Annotated in this window: 22 protein-coding genes, 3 tRNA genes and 1 pseudogene; 17 read left to right on the top strand and 9 right to left on the bottom strand. The window is 68.0% G+C overall.

Annotation, left to right across the window (positions count from 1 at the left end; all coding sequences use genetic code 11):
- Nucleotides 1-26: 26 nt before the first annotated feature.
- Complete coding sequence (locus AB0L59_RS07685; protein WP_365580482.1) at nucleotides 27-1277, bottom strand: amino acid permease; 1251 nt, start codon at nucleotides 1275-1277, stop codon at nucleotides 27-29.
- Nucleotides 1278-1431: 154 nt separating this feature from the next.
- Between AB0L59_RS07685 and AB0L59_RS07680 the strand changes: the two genes are divergently transcribed.
- On the top strand, nucleotides 1432-1698 hold the full coding sequence (locus AB0L59_RS07680; protein WP_365580479.1) for a GlsB/YeaQ/YmgE family stress response membrane protein: 267 nt from the start codon (nucleotides 1432-1434) through the stop codon (nucleotides 1696-1698).
- An 84-nt stretch (nucleotides 1699-1782) separates the two neighbouring features.
- On the opposite strand, the gene AB0L59_RS07675 is transcribed toward AB0L59_RS07680, so the two are convergent.
- Nucleotides 1783-2271 (bottom strand): YajQ family cyclic di-GMP-binding protein, encoded by a 489-nt coding sequence (locus AB0L59_RS07675; RefSeq protein WP_019756392.1) that lies wholly within the window; start codon nucleotides 2269-2271, stop codon nucleotides 1783-1785.
- A gap of 223 nt (nucleotides 2272-2494) precedes the next feature.
- On the opposite strand from AB0L59_RS07675, the gene AB0L59_RS07670 reads away from it, so the two are divergent.
- Nucleotides 2495-2576, top strand: a tRNA-Tyr gene (locus tag AB0L59_RS07670).
- 361 nt (nucleotides 2577-2937) lie between these two features.
- Here AB0L59_RS07670 and AB0L59_RS07665 read toward each other — a convergent pair.
- The 3 genes and pseudogenes from AB0L59_RS07665 to AB0L59_RS07655 all read right to left on the bottom strand — a co-directional run bounded on the left by AB0L59_RS07665 (nucleotide 2938) and on the right by AB0L59_RS07655 (nucleotide 6427).
- Nucleotides 2938-3963: a hypothetical protein gene (locus tag AB0L59_RS07665; protein WP_365580476.1), complete on the bottom strand. Its 1026-nt coding sequence runs from the start codon at nucleotides 3961-3963 to the stop codon at nucleotides 2938-2940.
- A gap of 840 nt (nucleotides 3964-4803) precedes the next feature.
- Nucleotides 4804-6184: pseudogene (locus tag AB0L59_RS07660) on the bottom strand (site-specific integrase).
- A gap of 57 nt (nucleotides 6185-6241) precedes the next feature.
- A complete protein-coding gene (locus tag AB0L59_RS07655; RefSeq protein ID WP_191872034.1) occupies nucleotides 6242-6427 on the bottom strand; it encodes a helix-turn-helix domain-containing protein in 186 nt (61 codons plus the stop codon).
- Between the two features lie 106 nt (nucleotides 6428-6533).
- Between AB0L59_RS07655 and AB0L59_RS07650 the strand changes: the two genes are divergently transcribed.
- The 4 genes from AB0L59_RS07650 (at nucleotide 6534) to AB0L59_RS07635 (ending at nucleotide 13110) form a co-directional block, all read left to right on the top strand.
- A protein-coding gene (locus AB0L59_RS07650; RefSeq protein ID WP_365580472.1) for an IS3 family transposase occupies nucleotides 6534-7696 on the top strand; the annotation gives its coding sequence in 2 pieces (ribosomal slippage) (nucleotides 6534-6818 and nucleotides 6821-7696; 1161 coding nt in all).
- A gap of 284 nt (nucleotides 7697-7980) precedes the next feature.
- The gene (locus AB0L59_RS07645; protein WP_365580469.1) at nucleotides 7981-11910 is read left to right on the top strand and encodes a tetratricopeptide repeat protein; all 3930 of its coding nucleotides are present in this window, start codon (nucleotides 7981-7983) and stop codon (nucleotides 11908-11910) included.
- A 19-nt stretch (nucleotides 11911-11929) separates the two neighbouring features.
- Nucleotides 11930-12310: a hypothetical protein gene (locus AB0L59_RS07640; RefSeq protein ID WP_365580467.1), complete on the top strand. Its 381-nt coding sequence runs from the start codon at nucleotides 11930-11932 to the stop codon at nucleotides 12308-12310.
- A gap of 224 nt (nucleotides 12311-12534) precedes the next feature.
- Nucleotides 12535-13110, top strand: coding sequence for a hypothetical protein (locus tag AB0L59_RS07635; RefSeq protein ID WP_365580464.1), 576 nt, complete (start codon nucleotides 12535-12537; stop codon nucleotides 13108-13110).
- Nucleotides 13111-13574: 464 nt separating this feature from the next.
- On the opposite strand, the gene AB0L59_RS07630 is transcribed toward AB0L59_RS07635, so the two are convergent.
- Entirely contained in the window at nucleotides 13575-15599 is a 2025-nt protein-coding gene (locus AB0L59_RS07630) for a SpoIIE family protein phosphatase (RefSeq protein ID WP_365580462.1), read from the bottom strand.
- Between the two features lie 294 nt (nucleotides 15600-15893).
- Between AB0L59_RS07630 and AB0L59_RS07625 the strand changes: the two genes are divergently transcribed.
- Nucleotides 15894-17003 (top strand): SpoIIE family protein phosphatase, encoded by a 1110-nt coding sequence (locus AB0L59_RS07625; protein WP_365580459.1) that lies wholly within the window; start codon nucleotides 15894-15896, stop codon nucleotides 17001-17003.
- A gap of 28 nt (nucleotides 17004-17031) precedes the next feature.
- Nucleotides 17032-17217, top strand: coding sequence for a hypothetical protein (locus tag AB0L59_RS07620; RefSeq protein WP_365580457.1), 186 nt, complete (start codon nucleotides 17032-17034; stop codon nucleotides 17215-17217).
- A 96-nt stretch (nucleotides 17218-17313) separates the two neighbouring features.
- Here AB0L59_RS07620 and AB0L59_RS07615 read toward each other — a convergent pair whose 3' ends face one another.
- Entirely contained in the window at nucleotides 17314-17799 is a 486-nt protein-coding gene (locus AB0L59_RS07615; RefSeq protein ID WP_365580454.1) for a carboxymuconolactone decarboxylase family protein, read from the bottom strand.
- Nucleotides 17800-17976: 177 nt separating this feature from the next.
- On the opposite strand from AB0L59_RS07615, the gene AB0L59_RS07610 reads away from it, so the two are divergent.
- The 3 genes from AB0L59_RS07610 to AB0L59_RS07600 all read left to right on the top strand — a co-directional run bounded on the left by AB0L59_RS07610 (nucleotide 17977) and on the right by AB0L59_RS07600 (nucleotide 19011).
- Nucleotides 17977-18330, top strand: a complete 354-nt coding sequence (locus tag AB0L59_RS07610) for a DUF6233 domain-containing protein (protein ID WP_365580451.1) — start codon at nucleotides 17977-17979, stop codon at nucleotides 18328-18330.
- A 44-nt stretch (nucleotides 18331-18374) separates the two neighbouring features.
- Complete coding sequence (locus AB0L59_RS07605) at nucleotides 18375-18599, top strand: hypothetical protein (protein WP_365580448.1); 225 nt, start codon at nucleotides 18375-18377, stop codon at nucleotides 18597-18599.
- A 199-nt stretch (nucleotides 18600-18798) separates the two neighbouring features.
- Nucleotides 18799-19011 (top strand): hypothetical protein, encoded by a 213-nt coding sequence (locus AB0L59_RS07600; RefSeq protein ID WP_365580446.1) that lies wholly within the window; start codon nucleotides 18799-18801, stop codon nucleotides 19009-19011.
- Nucleotides 19012-19126: 115 nt separating this feature from the next.
- Here the strand turns inward: AB0L59_RS07600 and AB0L59_RS07595 are convergent, their stop codons facing one another.
- A complete protein-coding gene (locus AB0L59_RS07595; protein ID WP_365580443.1) occupies nucleotides 19127-19783 on the bottom strand; it encodes an SDR family oxidoreductase in 657 nt (218 codons plus the stop codon).
- 266 nt (nucleotides 19784-20049) lie between these two features.
- Complete coding sequence (locus AB0L59_RS07590) at nucleotides 20050-21330, bottom strand: amidohydrolase family protein (protein ID WP_365580440.1); 1281 nt, start codon at nucleotides 21328-21330, stop codon at nucleotides 20050-20052.
- A gap of 555 nt (nucleotides 21331-21885) precedes the next feature.
- Between AB0L59_RS07590 and AB0L59_RS07585 the strand changes: the two genes are divergently transcribed.
- The 6 genes from AB0L59_RS07585 to AB0L59_RS07560 all read left to right on the top strand — a co-directional run bounded on the left by AB0L59_RS07585 (nucleotide 21886) and on the right by AB0L59_RS07560 (nucleotide 24112).
- Nucleotides 21886-21958: transfer RNA gene (locus tag AB0L59_RS07585), tRNA-Thr, on the top strand.
- Between the two features lie 46 nt (nucleotides 21959-22004).
- Nucleotides 22005-22077 (top strand) — tRNA-Met (locus AB0L59_RS07580).
- A 90-nt stretch (nucleotides 22078-22167) separates the two neighbouring features.
- On the top strand, nucleotides 22168-22332 hold the full coding sequence (rpmG, locus tag AB0L59_RS07575; RefSeq protein ID WP_003948671.1) for a 50S ribosomal protein L33: 165 nt from the start codon (nucleotides 22168-22170) through the stop codon (nucleotides 22330-22332).
- A gap of 168 nt (nucleotides 22333-22500) precedes the next feature.
- Nucleotides 22501-22953: a MaoC family dehydratase N-terminal domain-containing protein gene (locus AB0L59_RS07570; protein ID WP_365580437.1), complete on the top strand. Its 453-nt coding sequence runs from the start codon at nucleotides 22501-22503 to the stop codon at nucleotides 22951-22953.
- 7 nt (nucleotides 22954-22960) lie between these two features.
- Complete coding sequence (locus tag AB0L59_RS07565) at nucleotides 22961-23389, top strand: MaoC family dehydratase (RefSeq protein ID WP_365580434.1); 429 nt, start codon at nucleotides 22961-22963, stop codon at nucleotides 23387-23389.
- A 153-nt stretch (nucleotides 23390-23542) separates the two neighbouring features.
- The gene (locus AB0L59_RS07560) at nucleotides 23543-24112 is read left to right on the top strand and encodes a TetR/AcrR family transcriptional regulator (protein WP_365580432.1); all 570 of its coding nucleotides are present in this window, start codon (nucleotides 23543-23545) and stop codon (nucleotides 24110-24112) included.
- Nucleotides 24113-24187: the final 75 nt, after the last annotated feature.

Below are 24187 nucleotides of genomic sequence, written 5' to 3'. Positions count from 1 at the left end.
ACGGCCCCGGGCCCCCTGACGGCGTTTCACTCGCCGCGCTGCCGCACCCACCGCCGTACGCCGTAGGCCGCCACGCCCACCGCGAGCACGCCCGCCCCCACGGCCACCGAGACGGCGGGCAGCGCGAACGCCAGCGCGGCGCAGCCCAGCAGGCCCACCACGGGCACCACACGGGTCGACGGAGCCGGATTCAGGGTCCACGCGGAGGCGTTGGCGACGGCGTAGTAGGCGAGCACTCCGAAGGAGGAGAAGCCGATCGCGCCGCGCACGTCCACCATCGAGGCCAGCACGGCGACCACCGCGCCCACGGCCAGCTCGGCCCGGTGGGGCACCTGGAAGCGCGGGTGCACGGCCGCCAGCGCCCCCGGCAGATGCCCGTCCCGTGCCATGGCGAGCGTCGTACGGGACACGCCCAGGATCAGCGCGAGCAGCGAGCCGAGCGCCGCCACCGCGGCCCCGGTCCGCACCACCGGCACCAACCCCGGCAGGCCGGCCACCCGCACCGCGTCGGCCAGCGGAGCCGCCGCGTGCCCGAGCCGGCCCGCGCCGAGGACAGCGAGCACGGCGACGGCCACGCACGCGTACACCACAAGTGCGATGCCCAGGGCCAGCGGGATTGCGCGTGGAATCGTGCGCGCCGGATCCCGTACCTCCTCACCCAGGGTCGCGATGCGCGCGTACCCGGCGAACGCGAAGAACAGCAGCCCCGCCGCCTGAAGCACCCCGCCCGCGCCCGACGACAGCCCGACGTCCAGCCGCCCGGCCCCGGCCCGTCCGGACGCCAGGCACACGACCACCACGGCGGCGAGGACGGCCAGCACCACCGCCACGATCACGCGCGTCAGCCAGGCCGACTTCTGGATCCCGCCGTAGTTCACGGCCGTCAGCGCCACCACGGCCGCGACCGCCACGGCGTGCGCCTGCCCCGGCCAGACGTACGCGCCCACGGTGAGCGCCATGGCCGCACAGGACGCCGTCTTGCCGACCACGAACGCCCAGCCCGCGAGATACCCCCAGAAGGGGCCGAGCCGCTCGCGCCCGTACACGTACGTCCCGCCGGAGGCCGGGTAGCGGGCCGCGAGACGCGCCGAGGACATGGCGTTGCAGTAGGCCACCACGGCCGCGAGCGCCAGCCCGGGCAGCAGTCCTGTTCCGGCCGCGCGTGCGGCGGGTCCCAGGGCCGAGAAGACGCCGGCCCCGACCATCGAGCCGAGGCCGACGACCACGGCGTCCCGCACGCCCAGGGTGCGCCGCAGTTCGGTGCCGGAAGGTGTCATGCGCCGCACCCTACTGAGCGCGGCAACCGTGTGGTGGACGGGTGACGTCCTCTTCATCGACACGGCACGAACACGCGCGCGTGGACAGTGGGTCCTCACCGGATTCCCAGGAGCGGGACGGTGCGGACACAGCGCGGAAGGGCAGGTTCACGGCATGGGCATCATCGCTTGGATCATCCTCGGACTGCTGGCCGGAGCCATCGCCAAGGTCCTCCTGCCGGGCCGCGACCCGGGTGGCTTCATCGGCACGACTCTCATCGGCGTGGCGGGTGCGTTCATCGGCGGCTGGATCTCGGCCCGTTGGCTGCACCACCCGATCACCAAGAGCTTCTACGACGGCGCCACCTGGGTCGCGGCCATCGGCGGCTCCTTGGTGCTGCTGATCGTCTACCGCATCCTGTTCGGGAACTCACGCGACTGAGCGCGGCACCGGCAGCGCGAAAGGGTGGGCTCCGCTCGGGGGCGCCCACCCTTTTCCGCCTCTTGCCGAGGTCCTGCCGGTCGCCTACCGATAGTTCACGAACTGCAGCGCGAAGTCGAAGTCCTTACCCTTCAGCAGTGCGATGACGGCCTGCAGGTCGTCGCGGCTCTTGGAGGAGACGCGCAGCTCGTCTCCCTGGACCTGGGCCTTCACGCCCTTCGGGCCCTCGTCGCGGATGATCTTCGCCACCTTCTTCGCGTTCTCCTGGGAGATCCCCTCCTCGATGGACGCGAAGATCTTGTACTCCTTGCCGGACAGCTGGGGCTCGCCCGCGTCCAGGGCCTTCAGCGAGATACCGCGCTTGATCAGCTTGGACTGGAAGACGTCGAGGACAGCCTTCACCCGGTCCTCGGAGTTCGCCTCCATGAGGATCTTGTCACCGGACCACGAGATCGAGGCACCCACGCCCTTGAAGTCGTAGCGCTGCGAGATCTCCTTGGCGGCCTGGTTGAGGGCGTTGTCGACCTCCTGCCGCTCGACCTTCGAGACGATGTCGAAACTGGAGTCGGCCATGTCCTGTGGCTCCTTGTATCGGGTGCGTATCGGGTGCGTGCCGGCGTGCGCGGCGGCGGCCGCCGGGCCCGGCAGGCGCCGGGCCGCATCCGCACCAGCCTAGCCACCCACGAGCCGAGGGGTGGAGATCAATCGGGTGGCGGAGCACCCCTGTGTATCGGGTATTGTTTACGTCGTCGCCAGGGAGCGCCGCCGAGAAGCGGTTCGATCTGGTGTCCACCCCGGCGGTGTGCCCGAGCGGCCAAAGGGAGCAGACTGTAAATCTGCCGGCTCAGCCTTCCCAGGTTCGAATCCTGGCGCCGCCACGCTGAGGGAAACCCCCTCTGATCAGGCTAAATACCTGATCAGAGGGGGTTTCTCGTTGTCGGGGCCCCTTCGATTCGGCGTGGCCGAAGTGCGGTCGTGTCTCACCCCGTACCGCCCGTATCCCGACGTCAGTCACTGAGTGTCCCCCAGGTGTCCCCCGGGGGACGGCCCAAGCTCACCCCACTCCTGCAGAGCAGCGTCGATCGGTTCATGGCTCAGTGCTGCGTTACCTCCGGCCCGCACTTGCAAGTGAGCGGCCAAGATCACTTTCAACCAGCGGCTTGCTGGCACACGGCAGGGCGACTCATCGGTCTGTGCCGCTCTGCGGGGCAACCGCATACGCCTGGCTGGAGGGGCCGGTCAGCGCCGGGTCTTGATCTCGTCGAGTGTTTCTTCGACCGGGCCCGCCAAGACGTCGGTCAGACCGTAGCGGCTTACTACCTCCCGGTTCGTCTGCTTGGAGAGCGTACGATTTTCCTCGCCTACCGGCGCGATGACCGGCAACACGTCGACACCATGTGCGCCAAAGCGCCAATAGGTAGTAATGTGGCGCTTTTTCCTCGTATATTGATCGATCGCATTGCTTTCTTGCATCTCAGCCGTTTGGATGATGGTGTCGAGCTCTCTCTGATCTTTCTTCATCCATGAGGGCACATTACCTTTCCGCCAGGAGTAGCGCGAGACTCCAAATTTATCCAGAACGAGCCGGTCTTTACGCGCCAGACTCAGGGTGGCGTAGAACGTCAGCTTGCGGAAATTCGTGTTGCTGGGAAGCTGAACAACGGTCCGCGTGAGCGACTCGTCGTTCACCTCGACCCAATTTCCGGCGGGAATCCACGGCTGCGCCGCCACCAGCTTGCCCGGCTGGTAGACCTCTCTGCGGGTAAGTGGGTGCTTCTCCCGGTATCTAGCCCATTGCTCGGCATCCTCTCGCCACTTCGGTCGGGCCAGGTCTCTCGGGCTCACCTTCACGACCTCTCCCATGGCATGGAATTCGGCACCCAGCACGTAGAAGGCCATATCGCTGTGATTCACGAGCTTGATGTCGACCGGTACGGAAAGCACCTTGCGGTCCGCGCTGAGTACTGCCTTCTCAACGTTCAGCTGCACGAGAGGGGTGGCCTCGCGCCGGTATGGCTGAAAAATGTACTGGTAGCCAAAATTGGCAACCGCGACGAACGTGGAGATAATGAGTGCCGCAGCCACCCGCTTCGGAGTGGGGATCTCATCCAATCTTCGCCACACCAGTACGACAGTGGATAGCGAACTTACGCTAAGCACAATTGACAGTACTTTGAACTCGACTTTTTCGCCGTCATTCCATGTCTGTAGCGCGAGCAAAACGTTCGTCAATAATGCAACGCCGGTACTGATCAGCGCGGCCACTCCAAAGTTGGAACTCGGCCCGCGGACCCAACAGTCCACGACCGCAGCGACACCCACGACCATAATGAGAGCCGCCAGCATGAGTGCCGCTCCGGTGACACACCCCGCGAAAGTCAGAGCCTCTCTAAAGTCCTTGAAGCCACACCATCCCACGGGCAGCGCCGTCAGGAGCAGGACCAGCACAACCCATGCCATTTCCGCCCGCGAGCATGGGCATCTCCTCAGCCCTCTTCGCACCATCACGTACGAGCCGGAGCGGGCCCCCGGGGCGGGCCCTGAGGAATTCGTCACATGATCACCTCCTGGCTGTACACCGGAATCTGATCACCATGCTCCTAGGTATCCACGCGATGTTCCGAGTGATCCACGCGATCACTACACGTATTCCGCCGGGATCACTACACGCATTCCACCGGTCGGCCCATCCGTCCTGCGCCAAGCCGAAACGGCGATTGCGGCCTGGTTGGGGCAGCCTCCTGCTCTCATGGCCGCATCTCGGTGTTCGCCGGAGGGATGAGAACCCGGGAAGGCCGCTCGAGCGGGTGTTGAACCACCTTGTGCTCTTGCGAGATCGCGCGGCGACAGTGTGACGCCACGACCTGGAAGGTCGGCGTCTCGCAGAAGCTGTTCAAGGCCGGGGGCAACCTCAGGGCCGCTGGACGGGAGCCGCGGTACACCGCGGCTCAGCTCAAGCGCGCGGTCAAGGCAACTACCAACGCCTCCCGAGCCGGTCACCAAGGGTCCCCTCTGTCCAGGTTGATCACCTGAACAGAGGGGGTTTCACGTTGTCGGTCCCCAGTCACTGCGTGTCCCCCAGGTGTTCCCCGGGGGAGAGCATGATCATTCCGGCTCGTTCCACTCCCGCAGGGCCGCATCGATCCGGCTGTTCGCTCGCTCCCGTGTCTGATCCAGCACCTTGGCGTACACCTTGTGCAGCACCGCGATGCTGTGCCCAGCGCGACGGGCGCACTCCATCGCGTCCACCCCGGAACTGAGCCAGAACGACACCCCAGCGTGCCGGAGGTCGTAGGGGCGCCGAGCCAGCAGCGAGACCGTTTCTGCCTCGCTCAGCACCTCTCGGCGGGCCTTAGCCCATACCTCCCCGTAGCCGGTCTCCTGCAGCAGGCCGTTGCGGTTGGTCCGGAACAGCCGGCCATCGGGCGCCGTGCCCTGCGTGGCGATGTGCTCCCGCAGCATGCGAACGAATTGCGGCGGGATGGGCACCGGCCGGGAATCCTTCGTCGCCCGAGCTTTCAAGTGGCGCGTCTCGTGAGCCGACCCGTCGTCCGTCCAGCTCGGTCCGGCCCGAACAATGCCCTGGCGCAGGGTGAGCATGCCCCACCCCGTCTCCGGGAGGTGACACTGATTCGCGCGCAGGCCAGCCGCCTCAGCGGGACGCATAGCCGCGTAGTACAGGCACCCGAAGAACGCCTCCAGATGACGACCACGGGACCCCTGTTCACGTACGCCGGCCAGTAGTGCGCGTACCTGTCGAGGGTTTGCGACGCTTTCGGGATCCACCTCGTCCACGGACTTCGGGGCGGTCCATTTCACGGTCGTGAGCGGGTTGACCGGGAGGGAGAAGTACTGCTCTTCCACAGCCAGCCCGAGAACGTCGCTCAGACACGCTCGCTTGCGCTTCGCGGTGCGCGGTGATGCCGACTCTCCGTCCATGCGCAATGCCAGGGCATCAAGGGCGAGACGTACGTTTGTGGGGTCCTCCAGAGCAGACACCGACATTGAATGCTTGCCGATCCAGGCCAGGGCGCGGGCAACAGCGTCCAGTGGGGTCTCGTCCCAGCGGTTCCGGTTGAACGCCCACCCGTAGAGTGCACGCCGCATGAGGGCGGCATCGGGCATGCCTGCCTTCGACTTCACCAGCGCCGGCGTGAGTGGTTGCCAGCGCATCCGCGTAGTTCTTACGCGACTTTGCTGGGGCCGACGTCCGCTTACGGTCAACGTACGCACGGCAGTGCTCGTACCAGGTGATGGAACCCTGCTTCGCCCGCAGCTCGGAGACGGGAAGGCCGGTCTCCTCGTCGAACTGGTCGCCGCGTCGGATGGCGGACATGAGTTCCGAGCGGCGTCCCTCCGCCTGAACCTTGAGGGTGTAGCTCTTGGAGTGCTTGTTCGCCCCGACCAGCCAACGGACGCGGTATGGCTTGGGGCGGTCCTTGCGGATCTCGATGGAGTAGAGACGAACGTCGTAGGTCAGCGACATGCAAACTCCAGAGGGGCCCGCCGGAAGCGGGCCCCTCGTTCTCTCGTGGGGTGAAAGTCAGGCTGCGGTCTCGTGTTCCGCCCACCAGGCGTCCAGGTCACTGCGTCGACAACGGATCTGACCGTTGGGCAACTTGATGAGCTTGGGGGCCTTGCCGCGTGCGCGCATCCGGTAGAAGGCGGCGCGGCTCATGTCGATCTCTTCGAGGACTTCGCGGAGCTTGAGCTTGTCGGTGCCTGCCAAGGCATTAACTCCTCTGTGGTCTCTCTTCTGAGGGATCGGGTCTGCTGCACGATCGGGTGACATCTGAACTGGCTTGCTCTGAGGGGCGGGTGGGAAGGATGTCGCTGTGCCCAAGCCTTATCCGGAAGAGTTCCGCCAGGACGTCGTGCGAGTCGCGAGGAACCGCGGCCCGGGTGTCACGGTCGAGCAGCTGGCCACCGATTTCGGGGTTCACCCGATGACGTTGTGGAAGTGGATGCGCCGGGCGGACATCGATGACGGGTCCAAGCCCGGGGTGACCAGCCAGGAGAGCGCGGAACTGCGGGAAGCGCGTCGGCGGATCAAGCTGCTGGAGCAGGAGAACGAGGTCCTGCGCCGGGCCGCGGCCTATCTGTCGCAGGTGCATCTGCCGGGAAAAGGATCTACCCGCTCGTGAAGGAGCCGGCCGTGGACGGGGTGCCCGTCACGGTGACGTGCCGGGTGTTGAAGCTCGCCAGACAGCCCTACTACCGCTGGCTCGACAAGCCGGTGGCCGACGCCGTACTGGAGGAGTCGTATCGCGCGAACGCACTGTTCGACGCTCACCGCGACGACCCGGAATTCGGCTACCGGTTCCTGGCCGATGAAGCGCGTGGTGCCGGGGCTCGGATGGCGGACCGGACCGCGTGGCGGATCTGCCGGGACAACCGCTGGTGGAGCGCGTTCGGCAAGAAGCGCGGCAGGGGCAAGAAGGCCGGCCCGCCGGTGCACGACGATCTCGTGAGCCGCAACTTCACCGCGACCGGCCCGAACCGGCTGTGGCTCGCCGACATCACCGAACACGCCACCGGCGAAGGCAAGCTGTACCTCTGCGCGATCAAGGATGTGTTCAGCAACAGGATCGTGGGCTACTCCATCGACGCGCGGATGAAGTCCCGCCTGGCCGTGACCGCCCTCGACAACGCCGTGGCCCGACGTGAACACGTCGACGGGTGCATCCTGCACAGCGATCTCGGCTCGCAGTTCCGGTCCCGGAAGTTCGTCCGGGCCCTCGACCGGCACCGCATGGTCGGATCGATAGGGAGGGTCGGGGCGGCCGGCGACAACGCGGCCATGGAGTCCTTCTTCAGCCTGCTGCAAAAGAACGTCCTCGACCGCCGGAGCTGGGCCACCCGCGAGGAACTGCGGATCGCGATCGTGTCCTGGATCGAGCGGACCTATCACCGGCGCCGCCGACAAGCCGCACTCGGCCGGCTGACACCCGTCGAATTCGAGACCGTCATGACCACACCGGCCCTCCAGGCCGCGTGACCGAACCTGTCACCTGAACCTGCACCAGACCCGGGTTCTGAGGGCAGACGTGGGGTGTGGGCGCGCTGACGCGGCGTCTTCGCAGCCAGCAGGCCGTGGATCGCGCGGTCTGTAAAGCTGCGGGTCAACTGGAATGCCTTACTCCCTCCTGTGGGCGAGTGGTCCTGCCTGACTGGTTTCTGCATGCTCAGGTACGTCTAGTGGTGGCGCCGCTACGCTCCTGTCCACTGAGCGGCCGAGGCCAGGTGCCCGTGTGGTGCCTGGGCGCGTGGGGGTGGGGCGTGGTGGAGCGTCTTCTGGTGGATCTGAGCGCCGACGGCCGGGTGGCGGTGTCGATGTGGCCGTCGGGGGAGGCTTTCCCGAGCCTGGCCGGAGAGCCGACCGGGCTTGTGTGGCCGCTGGACGGAGAGGCGCTCGAGGATCTGCGCTGGTACTTGGAGGACTATCTGCGGGCTCCGTTTGGGGTGTACGAGGAGCGCGGTCCGCGGATTGCCGCGAGACTGCCCGAGTGGGGCCGGCAGGTGTTCCAGGCGGTGTTTGGGGCCGGGGCCGCGCGGGACGCATATATGCGTGCGCAGGACCGTGGGGAGGGACTGGAGGTGGTTCTCCGGTCGGGCGTGGCTTCATTGCTTGGCTTGCCGTGGGAGTTGATGGCGGATCCCGGGCGCCCGTCGCCCCTTTCGTTGGACGGGGTGGCGGTAACGCGGAGTATGCCGTCGGCCGAGCTGGGCCGAGTGTTCTCGGTTCCAGGTTCGCGGTTGCGGGTGTTGATGGTGATTGCTCGGCCGCGGGGTGCGGACGATGTGGGCTATCAGGTGATTGCACGTCCGTTGCTGCGGCGTCTTGAGGCGGTGCGTGGTGAGGTTGATCTCGTGGTGTTGCGTCCGCCGACACTGGAGCGCCTGGGGGAGGTGCTGCAGAAGGCGCGGGCGGCGGGGGAGCCGTTCCAGGTGGTGCATTTCGACGGGCACGGGGTGTTCGGCGAGGTGGCGTCGCAGCTGTCTGCTGGTTGGGGGCCATTGACGTTCCAGGGGGCAGGGGCCCGGGGAATGCTGGCGTTCGAGAAGCCGGGCGGGGGCGCGGATCTGGTGCCGGCGGAACAGGTGGCGCACGTCCTGGCGCGGGCAGAGGTGCCGGTGGTCGTGTTGAACGCATGCCAGTCCGCGGTTCTCGGTTCGCAAGTGGAGGCCGCTGTTGCGACCCGCTTGCTGCAGGAGGGTGCCGGCGCGGTAGTGGCGATGGCGTACAGCGTGTACGCGGTGGCAGCAGCGGAATTCATGACAGCGTTCTACGAGCGGTTGTTCGCCGGCGACCGGGTCGCTCAGGCGGTCGCGGCTGGCCGTCAAAGGCTGGCACAGAATGATCGCAGACCGTCACCGAAGGGACGTTTGCCGCTGGCCGACTGGATGGTCCCAGTGCTGTATGCGCGCAGCGAGGTCAGTTTCCCCGACCTGCGCACCGAGCGTGGCTCCCCGGAGTCCCTGGAGGCCTCCTTGGACCGGATCTTGGAACAGCCTGTGGACCCGGACGCCGCTGCTGCAACGGAGGTAACCGACCTGGTACCGGTGGGCGAGTTTGTGGGCCGGGATGGGCTGCTACACACCCTGGATGCGGCGGCGCGGTTGCAGCGCGTGGTAGTGCTACATGGCCCAGGGGGTGTGGGAAAGACGGAGCTCGCAAAAGCGTTCGGGCGCTGGTGGCGGGACAGCGGGGGTGTGGACCGGCCGGAATGGGTGGTCTGGCACTCCTTCGAACCGGGGGTGGCCTCCTTTGGCCTGGACGGTGTGATCTCTAGCGTGGGGCAACGGGTGTTCGGCCGCCGCTTTTCGCTGATCGAGGACTCTGACGAGCGACTGCGCGTCGTGGAGCAGGTATTGCAGGAGCGTCGACTGTTGCTGGTGTGGGACAACTTCGAGTCCGTACACACCATGCCCGACCCAACCCAAGCGACCCCATCCCTGGACGAGGACGGCCGGGAGGCCCTGCGCACCTTCTTGCTTCGCGTTGCTGGCAGCGGCCGTAGCGCAGTGGTGGTCACCAGCCGAAACCAGGAGGCGTGGCTGGACGAGGCGAGTGCCATTGCAGTGCGGCGAATCGAGGTGGCGGGTTTAGAGCCCCAAGACGCGGTCGAGTACGCGGACCAGGTCCTTGCTCCCTATCCGGCTGCGCAGGTCCGGCGCGGGCAATGGGCGTTCGGGGAACTGATGCAGTGGCTTGACGGGCACCCCTTGAGCATGCGTCTGGTCCTGCCTCACATGGAACACCAGGGCACTCAGGAGTTGCTTGACGCGCTCGCGCATGGCACAGCGGACCTACTGGGCCACGACGACGACCGTCGGGGCGCGTCCTTGTCCGCGAGTATCGCCTATTCCTTCTATCACCTTCGCGACAACGATAAGGAGTTGCTGGTTGCAGTCAGCCTGTTCCAAGGGATTGCAGTTACCGACGTGCTTGGCTGCTTTTCCCAGGAACCGATGGTTCCTGATCTCTTTCGTGAGATTACGAACGACGCTTGGCAGCGACTGCTAGAGGCCGCAGCCGCAGTCGGCCTGCTCACCGAACTGAATGGTGGCATGTTCAGGGTTCACCCGGCCCTGCCCGCCTTCCTGCTGACCCGGTGGCGCCGCCGAGAGCCGGAAGATTACGCCAACCAGTACCGAGCAGCGCAATCTGGCATGCTCAACGCCCACGCCAGACTGTGCATCTGGATTGCGCATGAGTGGCAATCCGGTAACGCTGGATTGGCAACCACCATCATCCATCTCTGGCGACGAACGCTGAGCAGCATGCTTGGCCACGCTCTCGACTGGGCCGAGTGGGAGGCCGCTCAAAGAATCGCGAATGCGCTGGGCATCTATTTGGACGCAAGAGGACTTTACCTAGAGGCGCGTGCCTGGGTGGACCGTGCGCGACTTGTCCTTGAACGCCCGGACGGCACACCACCGGCTCTGGGAACCTTGGCGGGGGGGCTCTGGCTGTTCTTCGTGGGCTCGGAAGCCAATCGCCAATTGGAAGCTGGTCGACTCGATCAAGCCCAGCAAACTTACGAGGAGATCCTCCGGTCCTTGGAGCAGCTGGCACCCAATGCGGATCAGCAATCTCGGGTGGCGCTGGCCTATCATCAGTTGGGGATGGTAGCCGAACAGCGCGGCATGTTTGAGGAAGCCGAGGGGTTGCATCGACGGTCGTTGGCCATCAAGGAGGAGCTGGGGGACCGGCCCGGGAGGGCCCTCAGTTATCACCAGCTAGGAATGGTGGCGCGGCTTCGCGGTGCGTTGGCGGAGTCCGAGGAATGGCATTGGCGCGCCTTGGCCATCGAGGAGGAACTCGGGTATCAACGGGGGATCGCTTCCACCTACGTCGAGTTGGGGATCGTAGCTCTGCTCGAGGGCAGGATGGAAGAGGCGAAGGGTCGATATAGCCGTGCCATGTCGCTTTGGATGAAAGTCGGCGACTTGCCAGCGATAGCTACTTGCTATCACCAGTTCGGGGTTGTTGCGCAGCTAGAGAATGCGCTCGGGGACGCAGAAGAGTGGTTTCAGCGGTCTCTGGTCATCCGGGAGGAGTTGGGGGACCTGCCGGGACTGGCCAAGACCTATCACCACCTGGGTTCCGTCGTGCTGAAGCGAGGGGGTTTGGAGGAGGCACAGGAGTGGTTTCAGCGGTCTCTGGCCATCAAGGAGGAGTTGGGGGACTTGTTGGGGGTAGCGAGGAGCTACTACCAGCTGGGCATGGTGGCGCAACTGAAGGGGGTGCTGAGGGAGGCGGAGGGGTGGTATCGGGAATCCTTGGCGATACTGGAGGATTCGGAGGATCTGCGCGCGCTTGTCGACATCTATCACCAGTTGGGGGAGGTGGCGCAGTTGCGGGGGGCGCCGAGGGAGGCGGAGGGGTGGTATCAGCAGTGCCTTGATGTTGAGCTGGAAATGGGGAACCGCTCAAGATTGTCCGCCATTTATAGGCAATTGGGGATCTTGGCCGAAGATCGAGGCGATGCGCGTACGGCATTGGGGTGGATTGTCCGCTGTGTTGCCTGTTTTGAAGATTTTCCCCACCCAGCCACGGGGCCAGGCCCTGATCATCTCAAGCGTTTGGTGACATCACTCGGCCTGGGGGTCCTGGAGGAGACCTGGGAGGCCGTTACCGGCGGTCCATTGCCTCCTGCCGTCCGCGCCTATGTGCTGTCCTCTCCGACTTCGTCGGATACACCCTGACCCGACAGGAGAACCGCTCATGAGTAGTCCCGTTGAAGCCGGCGCGCGCGCCGCTGCCCGACGACTCGACACGCCGCACACCTCGACCCTCGCCGCTGACGTTGAGGTCGCCCTAAACACCCAGGAAGCTGGTCGTCGCCCGGACCAGTACTTCGATCCGATCTCCCTGGGGGCATTCATCGTCAGTATCGCCACTCTTGCCTGGACGATCTACAACGACCTCCGAAAGGACGGCGTTGCACCACAACGCGAGGTGATCACGCGGCGCATCCGGGTCCAGTTCAACCGTGACGACAGTCAACTCGCCGCCCTAAGTTCTGCCGAGCACGACCGCTACATCGACATTACGGTCGAAGAAACCCTCAACGCCGCCGACCCGAACCACGGCAACCCGACCTGAGGCTCCCACTCGCGAACGCCAAAGTAGAACGGCTCGATCAGCAACTGTGGGGGATGCGTGGGGCCAGCACTTTCTCCGAGAGCATCCCGCAGGTCAGAGGCCTACTGTGCGTAGTCTGTAAAGCTGCTCGTCCTGCTCGCGGCCGGCTCCTGGCAGGCCTTCGGTGGGTTGCTGGTTTCCGGGTTTCAAGGACCTGCGCTCAGCGCCGATGCGACCATCCTCGGATGGATGCGTCGGTGCTCAGTGCGCTGGTAGGGCTGATTGGTGTAGGAGCTGGTGCTGGCGCCACCTTTGGTGGGGTCGTGTATCAGCAACGACATGGCACCCGAGAGGCGAGGGCCGCGCGGCTGCGGGGCGAAGCGGTTGCAGCAGCAGAAAAGATCCTGTCTGAGCTGTTGGCTATGCAACACAGCCTGCGACTGGGCGCGTACGGTGCCGCCGAGGAGGAGCAGCGCGACTACCAGAGGGCCTTGCAGCATCACCATGCAACGATCCAGTTGCACTCGCAGTGGCTGCCCGATGCCGAACTCAGGTCCCGACTCACCGTCAACGCTCTGTACACGCAGATCGGGCCGGTCGGCGATACCCGTAGCGACATCGAGCGTCGCGGGCACGGGATGGCTCTCTGCGCGGACAGTATTGCCTGCCTCGGTGCCTTCCTACGCTCTGAAGCTCTTCCTGTACGCGATGCATACGTCGATCAGATACTTGCCCGCTGGCCTGAGGGGCGGGAGCTACACACATTCATCGTTTCAGGTCCCCCCGTGGAGATCGACGAGACTCCAGGGTCTGCTACTTAGCGCAACTTGGAGGTAGCGCTCCCCACATTGGTGTGCCGCAGGATGCTCGACCCAACAATCGCAACAGGGAGAGCCAGGTACGCGGGCTCCGGCGTGCTCGCATGGGGCACTGGTGGGGCAGCGCAGCAACACCAGGTGTGAAGGCGCAGATGAGCGACTGAGTGCCCCGCGGTCTGTAAATCTGCCGGCTCAGCCTTCCCAGGTTCGAATCCTGGCGCCGCCACACGGGAACGAGAGCCCCGTGACCTGTGAGAACCAGGTCACGGGGCTCTTGTCGTACTCCCGAGCGATCAGCGGACTGGCTCACGCCGTCTCGCGTTCGAACGCCTTGTCGGTGGGCACCAGGGTGGATGCGGTCCCCACGTGGACGATGCGTGGACGGTCAGGGCCCTTCCCCGTGCACGGCCGGCAGTTGTTGCCGGTCAGCCACAGGCTGTGCCAACGATGTCGAGGGGACTGTGCATTCACCGCTCACGCCGACGCCCGCTCGAGGTGCCGACGCGGGCGATGAGGAGGGCGATGTCGTCCTGCGCGGGGGTGGGGGCGAGGCGATCGATGAGGGTGTCGGCCAGCTCGTCGAGGGAGGGGTGGGTCCCGGCGAGGAGGTGGGTGAGCTCCTCGAGGCCCTCGTCGAGGTCGCGCTCTCGGGCTTCGACGAGCCCGTCGGTGTAGAGGACGAGCACGCTCCCGGGAGCGACGGGGATCTCGGTGGTCGTGTAGGAGATGCCACCGATGCCGAGCGGTGCGCCAGAGGGCAGGTCGACGAGGCGTGCGGTGCCGTCGGGGGTGATCAGGGCAGGTGGGGGGTGTCCGGCCCGGGCGAGCCAGCAGCGGTTGGCTGCGGCGTCACAGACGCCGTACAGGCATGTGGCCAGGGTAGGGCCGTCGAGGTCCTGCATTGTCTGATCAAGGTGGTGCAGCAGCTGGTCGGGGGGCAGGTCGAGGCGGACGAGGGCGCGGAGTGTGCTGCGCATCTGCCCCATGACGGCGGCGGCCGGGATTCCGTGCCCCATGACGTCGCCGATGGCCAGGGCGGCCTTGTCGGGGGTCATGGCGGCCACGTCGTACCAGTCGCCGCCCACCTCATTGGCGTCGGAGGCGGGCAGGTAGCGGTGGGCGATCTCGATACCGTCGGGCGGGCTGAAGCTGCGGGGCAGCATGCTTCGTTGCAGCGTCAGAGCTGTGTCGTGCTCGCGGGCGTAGCTGAGGGCGTTGTCGATCGCCGCCGCGGCCTTGGCCGCGATTTCCTCGGCATCGGACAGCTCGTCCTCAGCGAACGGGCTGGGGTTCTCCGCTCGCCAGAGGCCGACCGAGCCCACAAGTGTGCGTCGTGAGTACAGCGGGGCGGTGATCAGCGAGTGCATGCCGTAGTCCAGCAGTTTGTGGGCCTGGTGGCCGTGCTGGGCCTGCCATGCGGAGGAGGTGCGAAGGTCCGGCACGAAGGTCGCGCTCGCGGTCGCGAGGGCGACCTGTGAGCCCACAGGGTCGAGCGGGGGAGCGTCGCGGACCCCGCCCAGTGCGACGCGTCGAGCCGATGCGCCGTGGTCGGCGAGCGGCTCGTCGAGCAGGACGGGCAAGGCCAGATCGACGGTGACGAAGTCGGCGAAGCGTGGGACCAGCACGCGGACCAGTTCCTGTGCGGTCTGCTTCGCGTCGAGAGTCGTGCCGATGACAATGCTGGCTTCGTACAGCAGGCCGAGGCGTTCGTGAGCGTGACGTGCCTGCTCACGGCTTTCCTCAAGTGAGCAGGCCATGGTGTTGAACGCCGTCGCGAGCTGCCCGATCTCACCTCTGCCGGTTTCGGGCATCCGCACGGTGAGGTCGCCGCCGGCGAGCCGGGACGCCACGCCGGCCGCCCTGCGGACCGGCCAGACAACGGCCCGGATCACGTACCCGGCGAAGGCCGCGATGAGGAGCATTGAGCCGGTAAGTCCGATCGACGCTGCCACGACCGCTTCCCGGATGTCATCGTTGGCCGCGCTTTCGCGCGCCGCGATCAGGGCTTCCTGGGTCGAGTCGTACCGGTCGAACTGCTTCCTGAGCGCGTCGACGCGCCGCTTCCCTTCCAGCGTCGCCGCTGCGCCGCGTGCACGGGAATCCCCTCGGCTCGCAGCCGCGACCAGCGGAATCGAGTAGTCGTGGATGAGAGACTCGCCAGCCTGCCTGATCTGTCCGGCCAGTGTCTTCTGGCCGGAAGTGGTGCTGAGGCGCACGAGTCGCTGTGCCTGGCCGGAGAACGTGGTCCGGGCGGTCTGCCATGGCTCGAGGAACTGCTTCTCCCCGGTGATGACGAAGCCGCGCTGGCCTGTCTCCAGGTCGACGATGAGTCCCTCGACCGTCCTCGCCTGTGCGAGTGCCGTCTGTGTGTGGCGGTCCGCGGCCGCCGACTCGCCGAGCCCGATGATCGTCCAGAGCAGCATCATGAAGGCAAGCCCGATCAGCAGGGCCAGCAGCCCACCAGCGACGGCAGTAAGGGGCACCAGCCCCACACGTGCGCGTCTCTTTCGTGGACCTGACATGCGCATCCCCTACCCTGCGCACGAACCGATGGTCGAGTCACCAGCAGGGCGGTCTCGCGGTGAGCTCCGTCCCCTTGAGTCTAGGTTGGGTGCGCCGGACCCGCCGGTGACGGCTGTAAGGCCGCGGTCGTCCGCCTGCCGGTTCAGCCTTGTCAGGTACGGATCCTGGGGGCCGGCCTGGGGCCGACAACATCATGGGGCGAGCGGTGACTCCTCGCTCGTATGGTGAGAAGAGACAGAGCTGCGGGGCAAGGCAGGGAAGCCATGAAGGTACCGGCGGTCGACTACGCGGCGGTGTTCCAGGCCCTTCCCGGGGCGGTGGCGCTGGTGACTCCACAGCTGATCTACGCGGACGCCAACGCGGAGTTCTTGCGCCTCCGGGGCGCCACCCGCGAGCAAGTGGTCGGTCGCTTCGTGCCCGAGGACCATCCCGAGAAGCACCCCGCCGAGCCTGTCCTGCTCAGAGTTCTGGCGTCACTGCGCCAGGCGGCGGACACCGGTGAGCGCAGCATCGTGGCGGTGCAGCGCTACGACACGGAGGACCCCGACCAGCCCGGAGTGTGGCGTGAGCGGTACTTCAACATGACCAACGTCCCCGTGTTCGGTTCTGATGGGCGGGTGGCGCTGCTGCTGCACCGGGTGGAGGAGGTCACCGAACTGATCCGCGCCCGTGAAGTCGCGCTGACCTTGCAGAAGTCCATGCTGCCCGCTTTCCGCCCGGACGGTCGGCATCAGGCGGCCGTACGCTACCGGCCCGCCGCCGAAGCACTCCACGTGGCCGGCGACTGGTACGACCTGGTCGACCTGCCCGGCGACCGCGTCGCCGTCGCCGTCGGCGACGTCGTCGGCCACGGCCTGCCCGCGGCCGGCGTCATGGGACAACTCCGCAGCGCCCTCACCGCCGCCTCCCTCGTCGCCCAAGGCCCCGCCCACGCCCTGGAAGTCCTCGGGCTGTACGCCCGCACCGTCGACGGCGCCGAGAACACCACCGTGGCCACGGCGTTCATCGACCGGGAGACCCGCACCCTCACCTACAGCAGCGCCGGCCACCCCCCACCCGGGCTCCTCCGGAGGGACGGCACCGTCGAGTTCCTGGACCAGGCCACCGACCCGCCACTGGCCGCCTGCCCTGAACACGCCCCCCGGACCCAGGCTGTCGCGGCCTTCCGCGAGGGTGCCGTTCTGGTGCTCTACACCGACGGCCTGATCGAACGCCGGGGCGAAGACATCGACACCGGCCTCGCCCGGCTGGCCGACTCCCTGGCCCGCCACCAGGCAGACGACCCCGAAGCCCTCGCCGACGCCGTGCTCGCCGACCTGCTCCCACCCGGTGACGCCGCCGACGACACCGCCCTCGTCATCGTGCGCCTGTGACTCCGGCCCGCCACGTTCGACTGCTCGTGTGCACCTCGCCGACAACGGTAAGTGCCTGGTTACGACCGGCGACCATCCGCTCCACCGGCGCTACGTCCGCGAGGCCGCACCCCGTGACGACGAGGGCGCCCGCTTCCGGTTCGGCCTCGACTGCCTCCTGGACGGCGTCGCCGCCCGGCTGCACCTGCCCCTGTCACCGCCCTCGGGGGAGTGACAAGAGGCCCGTGATCCGCGAGAACGGGTCACGGGCTCTCGTAGGTGCGATGCCGCCCGGACCGGCCGGCGCGCTGAGCCGGCCGCCGGGGGGCTCTCAGTGGAACTTGGCGGCCATGCCGGCCTCGTAGTCGCCGGCGGGCTGCTGAGTGATGACGTTTCCGCGGTTGAAGGCGTTGATGACGGCGATCTGGGTCACCAGGTCGGCGAGCTGCTCCTCGGTGTAGTGCTTGGCGGCATTCGCCCAGACCTCGTCGGGGACGCCACCGGCCGCGTCGGCGATGCGGGTGCCCTGCTCCGTCAGCTCCAGCGCGGCGCGCTCCGCCTCGGTGAAGACCTTGGCCTCCCGCCAGGCGGCGACCAGGTGCAGGCGCACGGCGGTCTCCCCGGCCGCGGCGGCTTCCTTGGTGTGCATGTCGATGCATCCGGCGCAGCCGTTGATCTGGCTGGCGCGCAGCATCATCAGTTCGCGAGTCGAGGCCGGCACGGTCGATTCCGAGAGCGCCATGCCCGCAGCGATGATGTGCTTCATGGCCTTGGCCGCCACCGGACTGACGGCCATGACGTTCAAACGAGCTTCCACGGTGTGCTCCTGGGTCGTCGATGGTGCGTACGCCTCTCTTGGACAGGGCGACCCCACGCGCTGTGACGGGAGCGGGATGTGACCTGCGTCTCGGCGGCGCGGTCCCGTATCGCAGGGCTCGTGTCGCCCCCTGGCTCGCTGGTCACACTTTCCCGTATCTTCATTAGAATCGAACGTGTGAACGATGACCGTCCGCTGACGCGTCTCGACATGCTGCGCTTCGCCCGCCGCGTCGTCGAGCACCAGGCCGCGCGGCAGCTCGCCCTGATGGACCGGTGGATCGCGGACGAGGAACGCCGAGAGGCCGAACGACGGCGCCGCCTCGCGACCCGGCAAGCCGCCCCGGAATGGCTGATCGAGCATGGTCTGAACGGCCGCAGCGCGGTGTACGTCCACGTCGGCGGCTGCGCGGGCGCCGGCGGGCGCACCAAGGGGGTCGGCCGGGGCCAGGCGGTGCGCGCGCTGACCGAGGGCGGCGTCGCCGCGTGCCCGCTGTGCCGCCCCGACACCATGCTGGGGATTCTGGAATGACCGGTCCGGGTGCGGGTCCGGGCGGACCGGACGATGCTGTAGCCATGGCCGGGAAACGCCCCATCGTCGTACACCTGCCGTCCCCGACCGGCGGTCGCCGGGTGCGGGTGGACGGCGAGATCCTCGGCCTGGCGTACAACGTGCGCGACCTGGTGGAGTTCCTGCGCCGCGCGGGCCTGGAGATCGACCCGGAACAGGTGGCCGACTCGCCGTTGATCGACTGGCGCGGGGTGGGCCCCGACCGCTGGGAGGCCGAGAGCCGCACCTGAGCGTGGGGTGGGTCCAGAGGGCCCCATCCGAGCGCGGGGGCGGCCGCACCCAGGCGCGGGGTCCGGGGAGGGCCGTACGCGAGGTCCGGAGGGCCGCACCCGAGCGCGAGGTCCGGAAGGCCGCACGTGACCGCGGGACCCGCGGGCCGCCGCCTGAGCGCGGTGTCGCCGTCGGCCCCCAGGCGGGCACACTGACGGCATGTCCTCCCGACGCCGCACCTGCCCTGTCTGCCATCGCGACATCGCCGTCGTCGCGGGCCGTTTCGCGCGGCACGACCCGCCCGGGGCGCGGGAGAACGGGGAACTCGTCTCCTGTGCGGGATCGCGACGGCAGGCGCAACTCGGGGCGGTCCAACCGGCGTTGGACGGCTACGCCGTACCGGAGTTTCCCGGGCAGCTGCCTCTGTTCTGAGCTGTCGGGCGACGGTGACACGGCCGGCCCGGCTTGCGGAGTCCGACGCGGCGACAGCAGGGCGCGGCGAAGGTTTTGACGGCGGCTCCTACCGTTCAACGGCCGGTGGCCGACCTCAGTTCCCGGCCACCGACTTCACCGCGACCGACACCGGCGTCGAGCCGCTGATCAGCTCCAGCGTCAGACCTGTCGTCGCCGGGGTGTCCACCAACTCCGCGAGGACGGCGGCCACGTCGTCCCGCGGGATCGTGCCGCGCCCGGTGTGCGCCTCCAGGCGGACCAGGCCGGTACCGGCGTCGTCCGTCAGCGAGCCGGGGCGCAGGATCGTCCAGTCCAGCGCCTCCTGCCGGCTCACATACGCGTCCGCCTCACCCTTGGCGCGCAGGTAGGCGTCGAAGACCTCGTCTCCCCGGTGTGCGGGATCCGCCCCCATCGACGAGACGACCACGAAACGCCGTACACGCGCGCGTACGGCCGCGTCCGCGAACAGCACCGCCGCGTCCCTGTCCACCGTCTGCTTGCGGTCCGCGCCGCTGCCCGGGCCCGCGCCGGCCGAGAAGACCGCCGCGTCGGCGTACTGCAGGTGCGCCGCGACCTCCTCCACCGAGGCGGACTCCAAGTCGAGCAGGACCGGTTCGGCACCGGCCGCCCGCAGATCGTCGCCCTGTTCGGCCTTGCGGATGATCCCCGCGACCTCGTCCCCGCGCGCGGAGAGCAGGCGCTCCAGTCGCAGCGCGATCTGACCATGACCACCAGCGATGACAATGCGCATGATTCCGACCGTACGCCCGAAGGGGCGCATCCGCCGCATGAGTTAACCGGCGTGGCCGCGGTGCGCCGGGCTACCGCGACCGGGTACGGCCCCGGCGTGCACGAACACACGCTCGGCGTGTGCTGAGGGTTTCACGCCGGCGTGCGAGCGGCCGCTACGCACCGGGCGTGCGAGCGGCGACTACGCGCTTGGTGAGCGGACGTACGCGCAAGGTTGAGGCAGTGCGCTCCGCCCCCCCGCACCCCCGGTGACCCACGCCTCCTGCCTCACGACAACTCGCCCCGCCCCTGTCGCGGCAGGCCGAGTTCCACCGTGGCCGCCGAGGTGCAGTACTCGCGCACCGCGCTCGTGCGGGCCACCACCCGGCCCCGGTGCACCACGATCCGGCTGTAAGCCAGGGACAGGGCGCCGGCCAGACGGTCGCCGCGTACGGCCAGGAGGTCGGCGGGGAAGCCGGCCTCCACGCGGATCTCCGGCAGGCCCAGCACCGCGCGGGCCGAGGCGCTCACGGCGTCGTAGGCGTCCTCCGGGCGAAGGCCGTGCGCGGAGGCGAGGAGGTAGGCCGCCTCCAGGGGGTCACCGCGGCCGACGGGGTTGGAGACGTCGCGCAGGGCGCCGCTGCCGGCCGACACGCGCACCCCGGCCGCGCGCAGCAGCCGTACCGGAGCGGCACCCCGGCGGTCGGCGCCGCAGCAGCCGCCCTGGGGCAGGCACACGACGGTCACGCCGGCCGCCGCGAGCTGGTCGGTGGCGCGCGAGGCGGCTTCGGTGGACAGGCGCGCCAGACCGGCGCAGGGCCCGATCGTCACGCCGGGGCGCAAGCCGCCCGCCATGGCCGCGAGCCGGGACAACCGGGCCGGGTCGGAGGCGTCCGTGTGCAGGTCCACCGGGCAGCCGTGCTCGGAGGCCAGTTCCAGGACGGCCTCCACATAGCCCGTGGGATCGGGGTCCACGTCCGGGCAGCCGCCCACCACCGAGGCGCCCATCTTGACCGCGTCGCGCAGCATCGCCAGCCCGTCGGCCCCCGCCACCCCGGTCAGCAGCCGTGGCATCGCCACTGTCGTCAGCTCCGCGAGCCCCCGCAGCGAGCGTCGCGCCTGGAGGACGGCGCCCAGTGCGCCGAGCCCCTGGACGTCGCCCACGCGTACGTGCGCGCGTACGGCCGTCGCCCCGTGCCCGAGCTGCAGCAGAACCGCCTCCGTCGCCCGGCGCTGGACCTCCTCGGGGGCGTACGACTCCGGGCCGGGCTGCTCGGCGGACAGCGCGGTGTCACCGTGCGCGTGCGGCTCGGCCGGAGCCGGGAGGAGCAGGTAGCCGCTGAGGTCCACGCGCGTGGCGCCCGTCCCGGCCGGACCCGGAGCCAGACTGCCGGTCGTGCCCACCGCCTCGATGCGTCCGCCGCCCAGCCGCACGTCCACGGTCCGGCCGTCGGTGAGCCGTGCCCCGCACAGCAGCAGGGGGGCAGGATCGGACTGCCCCGAGGACCCGGACGACCCCGACCCCGAGGAGTTCGACGGCGGGTGGGGATGCGGCTGGCTGTCTGGCATCGCGCTCCAGGGTGGGGACCGGGGCTCGGGCGGCCCGCGTGAGGGACCGGGGCGTGGACACCCCATGATCACGCAGAGTGAGTCGAGCCTAGGGTGGCGAGCCGCGGGGGGCGCGCAGGAGGGCAATAGTCGTACCGGCGTGGCCCGCCCTTGGCGGTACATGTGTCGCCCACCTGCGTGGTCACCGCCTCATTCCGACGGGCGCTCACGCCCGTGCAGCCCGGACCTTCGGGCGACCGACGACCCTTTACGCGTCACGCGCGCGTGCCGCCGGGCCCTCCACGAGACGGACGGCGCATACACGTACGTGCGTCCAGGCCTCCAGCCGATCCGTCCTGAGCGCCCAACCGGCCCCACCACCCACTGCCCGCCGAAACGCCTGACCGCCGGGCCGCGGCGGGAACCGCCTGACCGGCCTGACCACCTGCGCGCGCCTCGTCGGTCGGGGGCCGTGCGGCTCAGGAGGCCGTTGCGAGCGCTGAGATCGGGTCGTGCCGGGCGGCCGGATACGGATTTGGGTGAACGGCGGCGGACCGTGTAATGTCTTCATCGCTCGCCCCAATAGCTCAGTCGGCAGAGCGTCTCCATGGTAAGGAGAAGGTCAACGGTTCGATTCCGTTTTGGGGCTCTGGTGTGAGAGGTTCCCGTCGAAAGGCGGGTCCCGATCGCATCACAGCGGTGTAGCTCAGTCGGTAGAGCAAGCGGCTCATAATCGCTGTGTCACCGGTTCAAGTCCGGTCACCGCTACTCACAGTAGCCGATTGCGGGGTCGGTCCTTCGATCGGCTACTCTTTCTTGCGTTGAATCAGTCCATCCGTTCGTCTTAGGAGCACTCACGTGGCTGCCACCGACGTCCGCCCGAAGATCACGCTGGCCTGCGTGGAGTGCAAGGAGCGGAACTACATCACCAAGAAGAACCGGCGTAACAACCCGGATCGTCTTGAGATGAAGAAGCACTGCCCGCGCTGCAACGCGCACACCGCGCACCGCGAGACGCGATAATCAGGCTCGTTCGCGAGGCCGTCCCCTTCCGAGGGGGCGGCCTCGCGGCGTTTCACCGGCCCGCTGCACCGGCTCGCCGGCTGGGTGCCCACCGTCCCCGTGCGCATTTCCGGGCCGGGTTGCGGCTAATTTGGGGCCATCACAGCAGACATCAGGAGGTGCCGGGCCATGGCGCTCGACCAGTCCTTCGTTGGACGGACCTACCCGCCCACCGCGCCCTACGAGGTGGGCCGGGAGAAGATCCGCGAATTCGCCGAGGCGGTGGGAGAGACCAACCCGGCGTACACGGATCCCGAGGCCGCGAAGGCGTTCGGTCACTCCGATGTGATCGCTCCGCCGACGTTCGTGTTCTCCGTCACCTTCCGGGCCGCGGGGCAGGTCATCGAGGACCCGCAGCTCGGGCTCGACTACAGCCGCGTGGTGCACGGCGACCAGAAGTTCGCCTACAGCCGCCCGGTACGCGCCGGCGACCGGCTCACGGTCACCTCCACCATCGAGGGCATCAAGTCCATCGCGGGCAACGACATCCTGGACATCCGCGGTGAGGTGTACGACGAGGCGGGCGAGCACGTCGTGACGGCCTGGACCAAGCTCGTGGCCCGTGCGGCCGAGGAGGCGTGAGGACCCGATGACGGCGAAGATCGCGTACGACGACGTCGAGGTCGGCAGTGAACTGCCGGCGCAGACCTTCCCCGTGACCCGCGCCACGCTCGTGCGCTACGCGGGTGCCTCCGGGGACTTCAACCCGATCCACTGGAACGAGAAGTTCGCCAAGGAGGTCGGGCTGCCCGACGTCATCGCGCACGGCATGTTCACCATGGCGGAGGCGATCCGCGTGGTCACCGACTGGACCGGGGACCCGGGGGCGGTCGTGGAGTACGGCGTCCGCTTCACCAAGCCCGTCGTGGTGCCGAACGACGACCAGGGCGCTCTGATCGAGGTCAGCGGCAAGGTCGCGGCCAAGCTGGACGACAACACGGTGCGTGTGGACCTGACGGCGACCAGCGGCGGTCAGAAGGTGCTGGGCATGTCCCGGGCGGTCGTACGTCTGGCCTGACGGCCCGCGCGACCTGTCGAGGTAAGGGGGCGGGCGCCCCCATCGGGGCGCCCCCTTACGTACGTCCGCACGCCCGCCCGTACGTCCGCACGCGTCCGGCGAGCGGGCCCAGGGGCCTTGCCAAGTTAGTGATTGAGTACTAACTTACTTCGCATGGTCAGGATGAGCGCGGAAGAGCGGCGCGAGAGCGTCATTCGCGCGGCGATCGCGGAGTTCGCGCGGAAGGGCTTCTACGGCACTTCCACGGAGACGATCGCGAGCCGCGTGGGTGTCTCGCAGCCGTACCTCTTCCGGCTCTTCGCGGGCAAGAAGGCGATCTTCGCCGCCGCGTCGCTGCGGTGCGTGGAGGACACCTGCCGGGTCTTCGAGGAGGCCGCCGAGGGGCTGCACGGCGAGGAGGCCCTGCATGCCATGGCGAACGCCTACGTGCGGCTGATCACGGAGCAGCCCGAGAAGCTCCAGATGCAGATGCAGACCTACATCACGGTCGCGGCCGCCGAAGCGGAGGGTGACCACGAGTTCGGTGAGTCCGTGCGGGCCGCCTGGATGAAGCTCTGGGACACCGTTCATCTGCCGCTGGGGGCGGACGACGGCGACACCACGACCTTCCTGGCGTACGGGATGCTCATCAACACCCTGATGGTCATGGGGTTCCCGCCGGAACACCGCGTCTGGCAGGGGATGGACACGTTGGCCCGGAACTCCGGGCGGCTGGAGAAGTAGCGCGACGGGCGGTGTGCCCGCCTCTTTCGTGGCCGCAAAAGTTAGTCATCAATAACTAACTAGATCGCTCTCTGG

Origin of the sequence: Streptomyces sp. NPDC052109 (assembly GCF_040680195.1) — a bacterium.
GTDB lineage: Bacteria > Actinomycetota > Actinomycetes > Streptomycetales > Streptomycetaceae > Streptomyces.
The sequence above is the reverse complement of the archived record's forward strand: the minus strand, read 5'-3'. Positions and strand labels throughout refer to the sequence as shown.

Coding starts and splice junctions, on each gene's coding strand:
- AB0L59_RS07685 (WP_365580482.1), bottom strand. CDS start 1,277: ATGACACCTTCCGGCACCGAACTGCGGCGCACCCTGGGCGTGCGGGAC.
- AB0L59_RS07675 (WP_019756392.1), bottom strand. CDS start 2,271: ATGGCCGACTCCAGTTTCGACATCGTCTCGAAGGTCGAGCGGCAGGAG.
- AB0L59_RS07590 (WP_365580440.1), bottom strand. CDS start 21,330: ATGCCAGACAGCCAGCCGCATCCCCACCCGCCGTCGAACTCCTCGGGG.
- AB0L59_RS07605 (WP_365580448.1), top strand. CDS start 18,375: ATGGCCGGGAAACGCCCCATCGTCGTACACCTGCCGTCCCCGACCGGC.
- AB0L59_RS07570 (WP_365580437.1), top strand. CDS start 22,501: ATGGCGCTCGACCAGTCCTTCGTTGGACGGACCTACCCGCCCACCGCG.
- AB0L59_RS07600 (WP_365580446.1), top strand. CDS start 18,799: ATGTCCTCCCGACGCCGCACCTGCCCTGTCTGCCATCGCGACATCGCC.
- AB0L59_RS07635 (WP_365580464.1), top strand. CDS start 12,535: ATGGATGCGTCGGTGCTCAGTGCGCTGGTAGGGCTGATTGGTGTAGGA.
- AB0L59_RS07625 (WP_365580459.1), top strand. CDS start 15,894: ATGAAGGTACCGGCGGTCGACTACGCGGCGGTGTTCCAGGCCCTTCCC.
- AB0L59_RS07595 (WP_365580443.1), bottom strand. CDS start 19,783: ATGCGCATTGTCATCGCTGGTGGTCATGGTCAGATCGCGCTGCGACTG.
- AB0L59_RS07565 (WP_365580434.1), top strand. CDS start 22,961: ATGACGGCGAAGATCGCGTACGACGACGTCGAGGTCGGCAGTGAACTG.
- AB0L59_RS07560 (WP_365580432.1), top strand. CDS start 23,543: ATGGTCAGGATGAGCGCGGAAGAGCGGCGCGAGAGCGTCATTCGCGCG.
- AB0L59_RS07640 (WP_365580467.1), top strand. CDS start 11,930: ATGAGTAGTCCCGTTGAAGCCGGCGCGCGCGCCGCTGCCCGACGACTC.
- AB0L59_RS07680 (WP_365580479.1), top strand. CDS start 1,432: ATGGGCATCATCGCTTGGATCATCCTCGGACTGCTGGCCGGAGCCATC.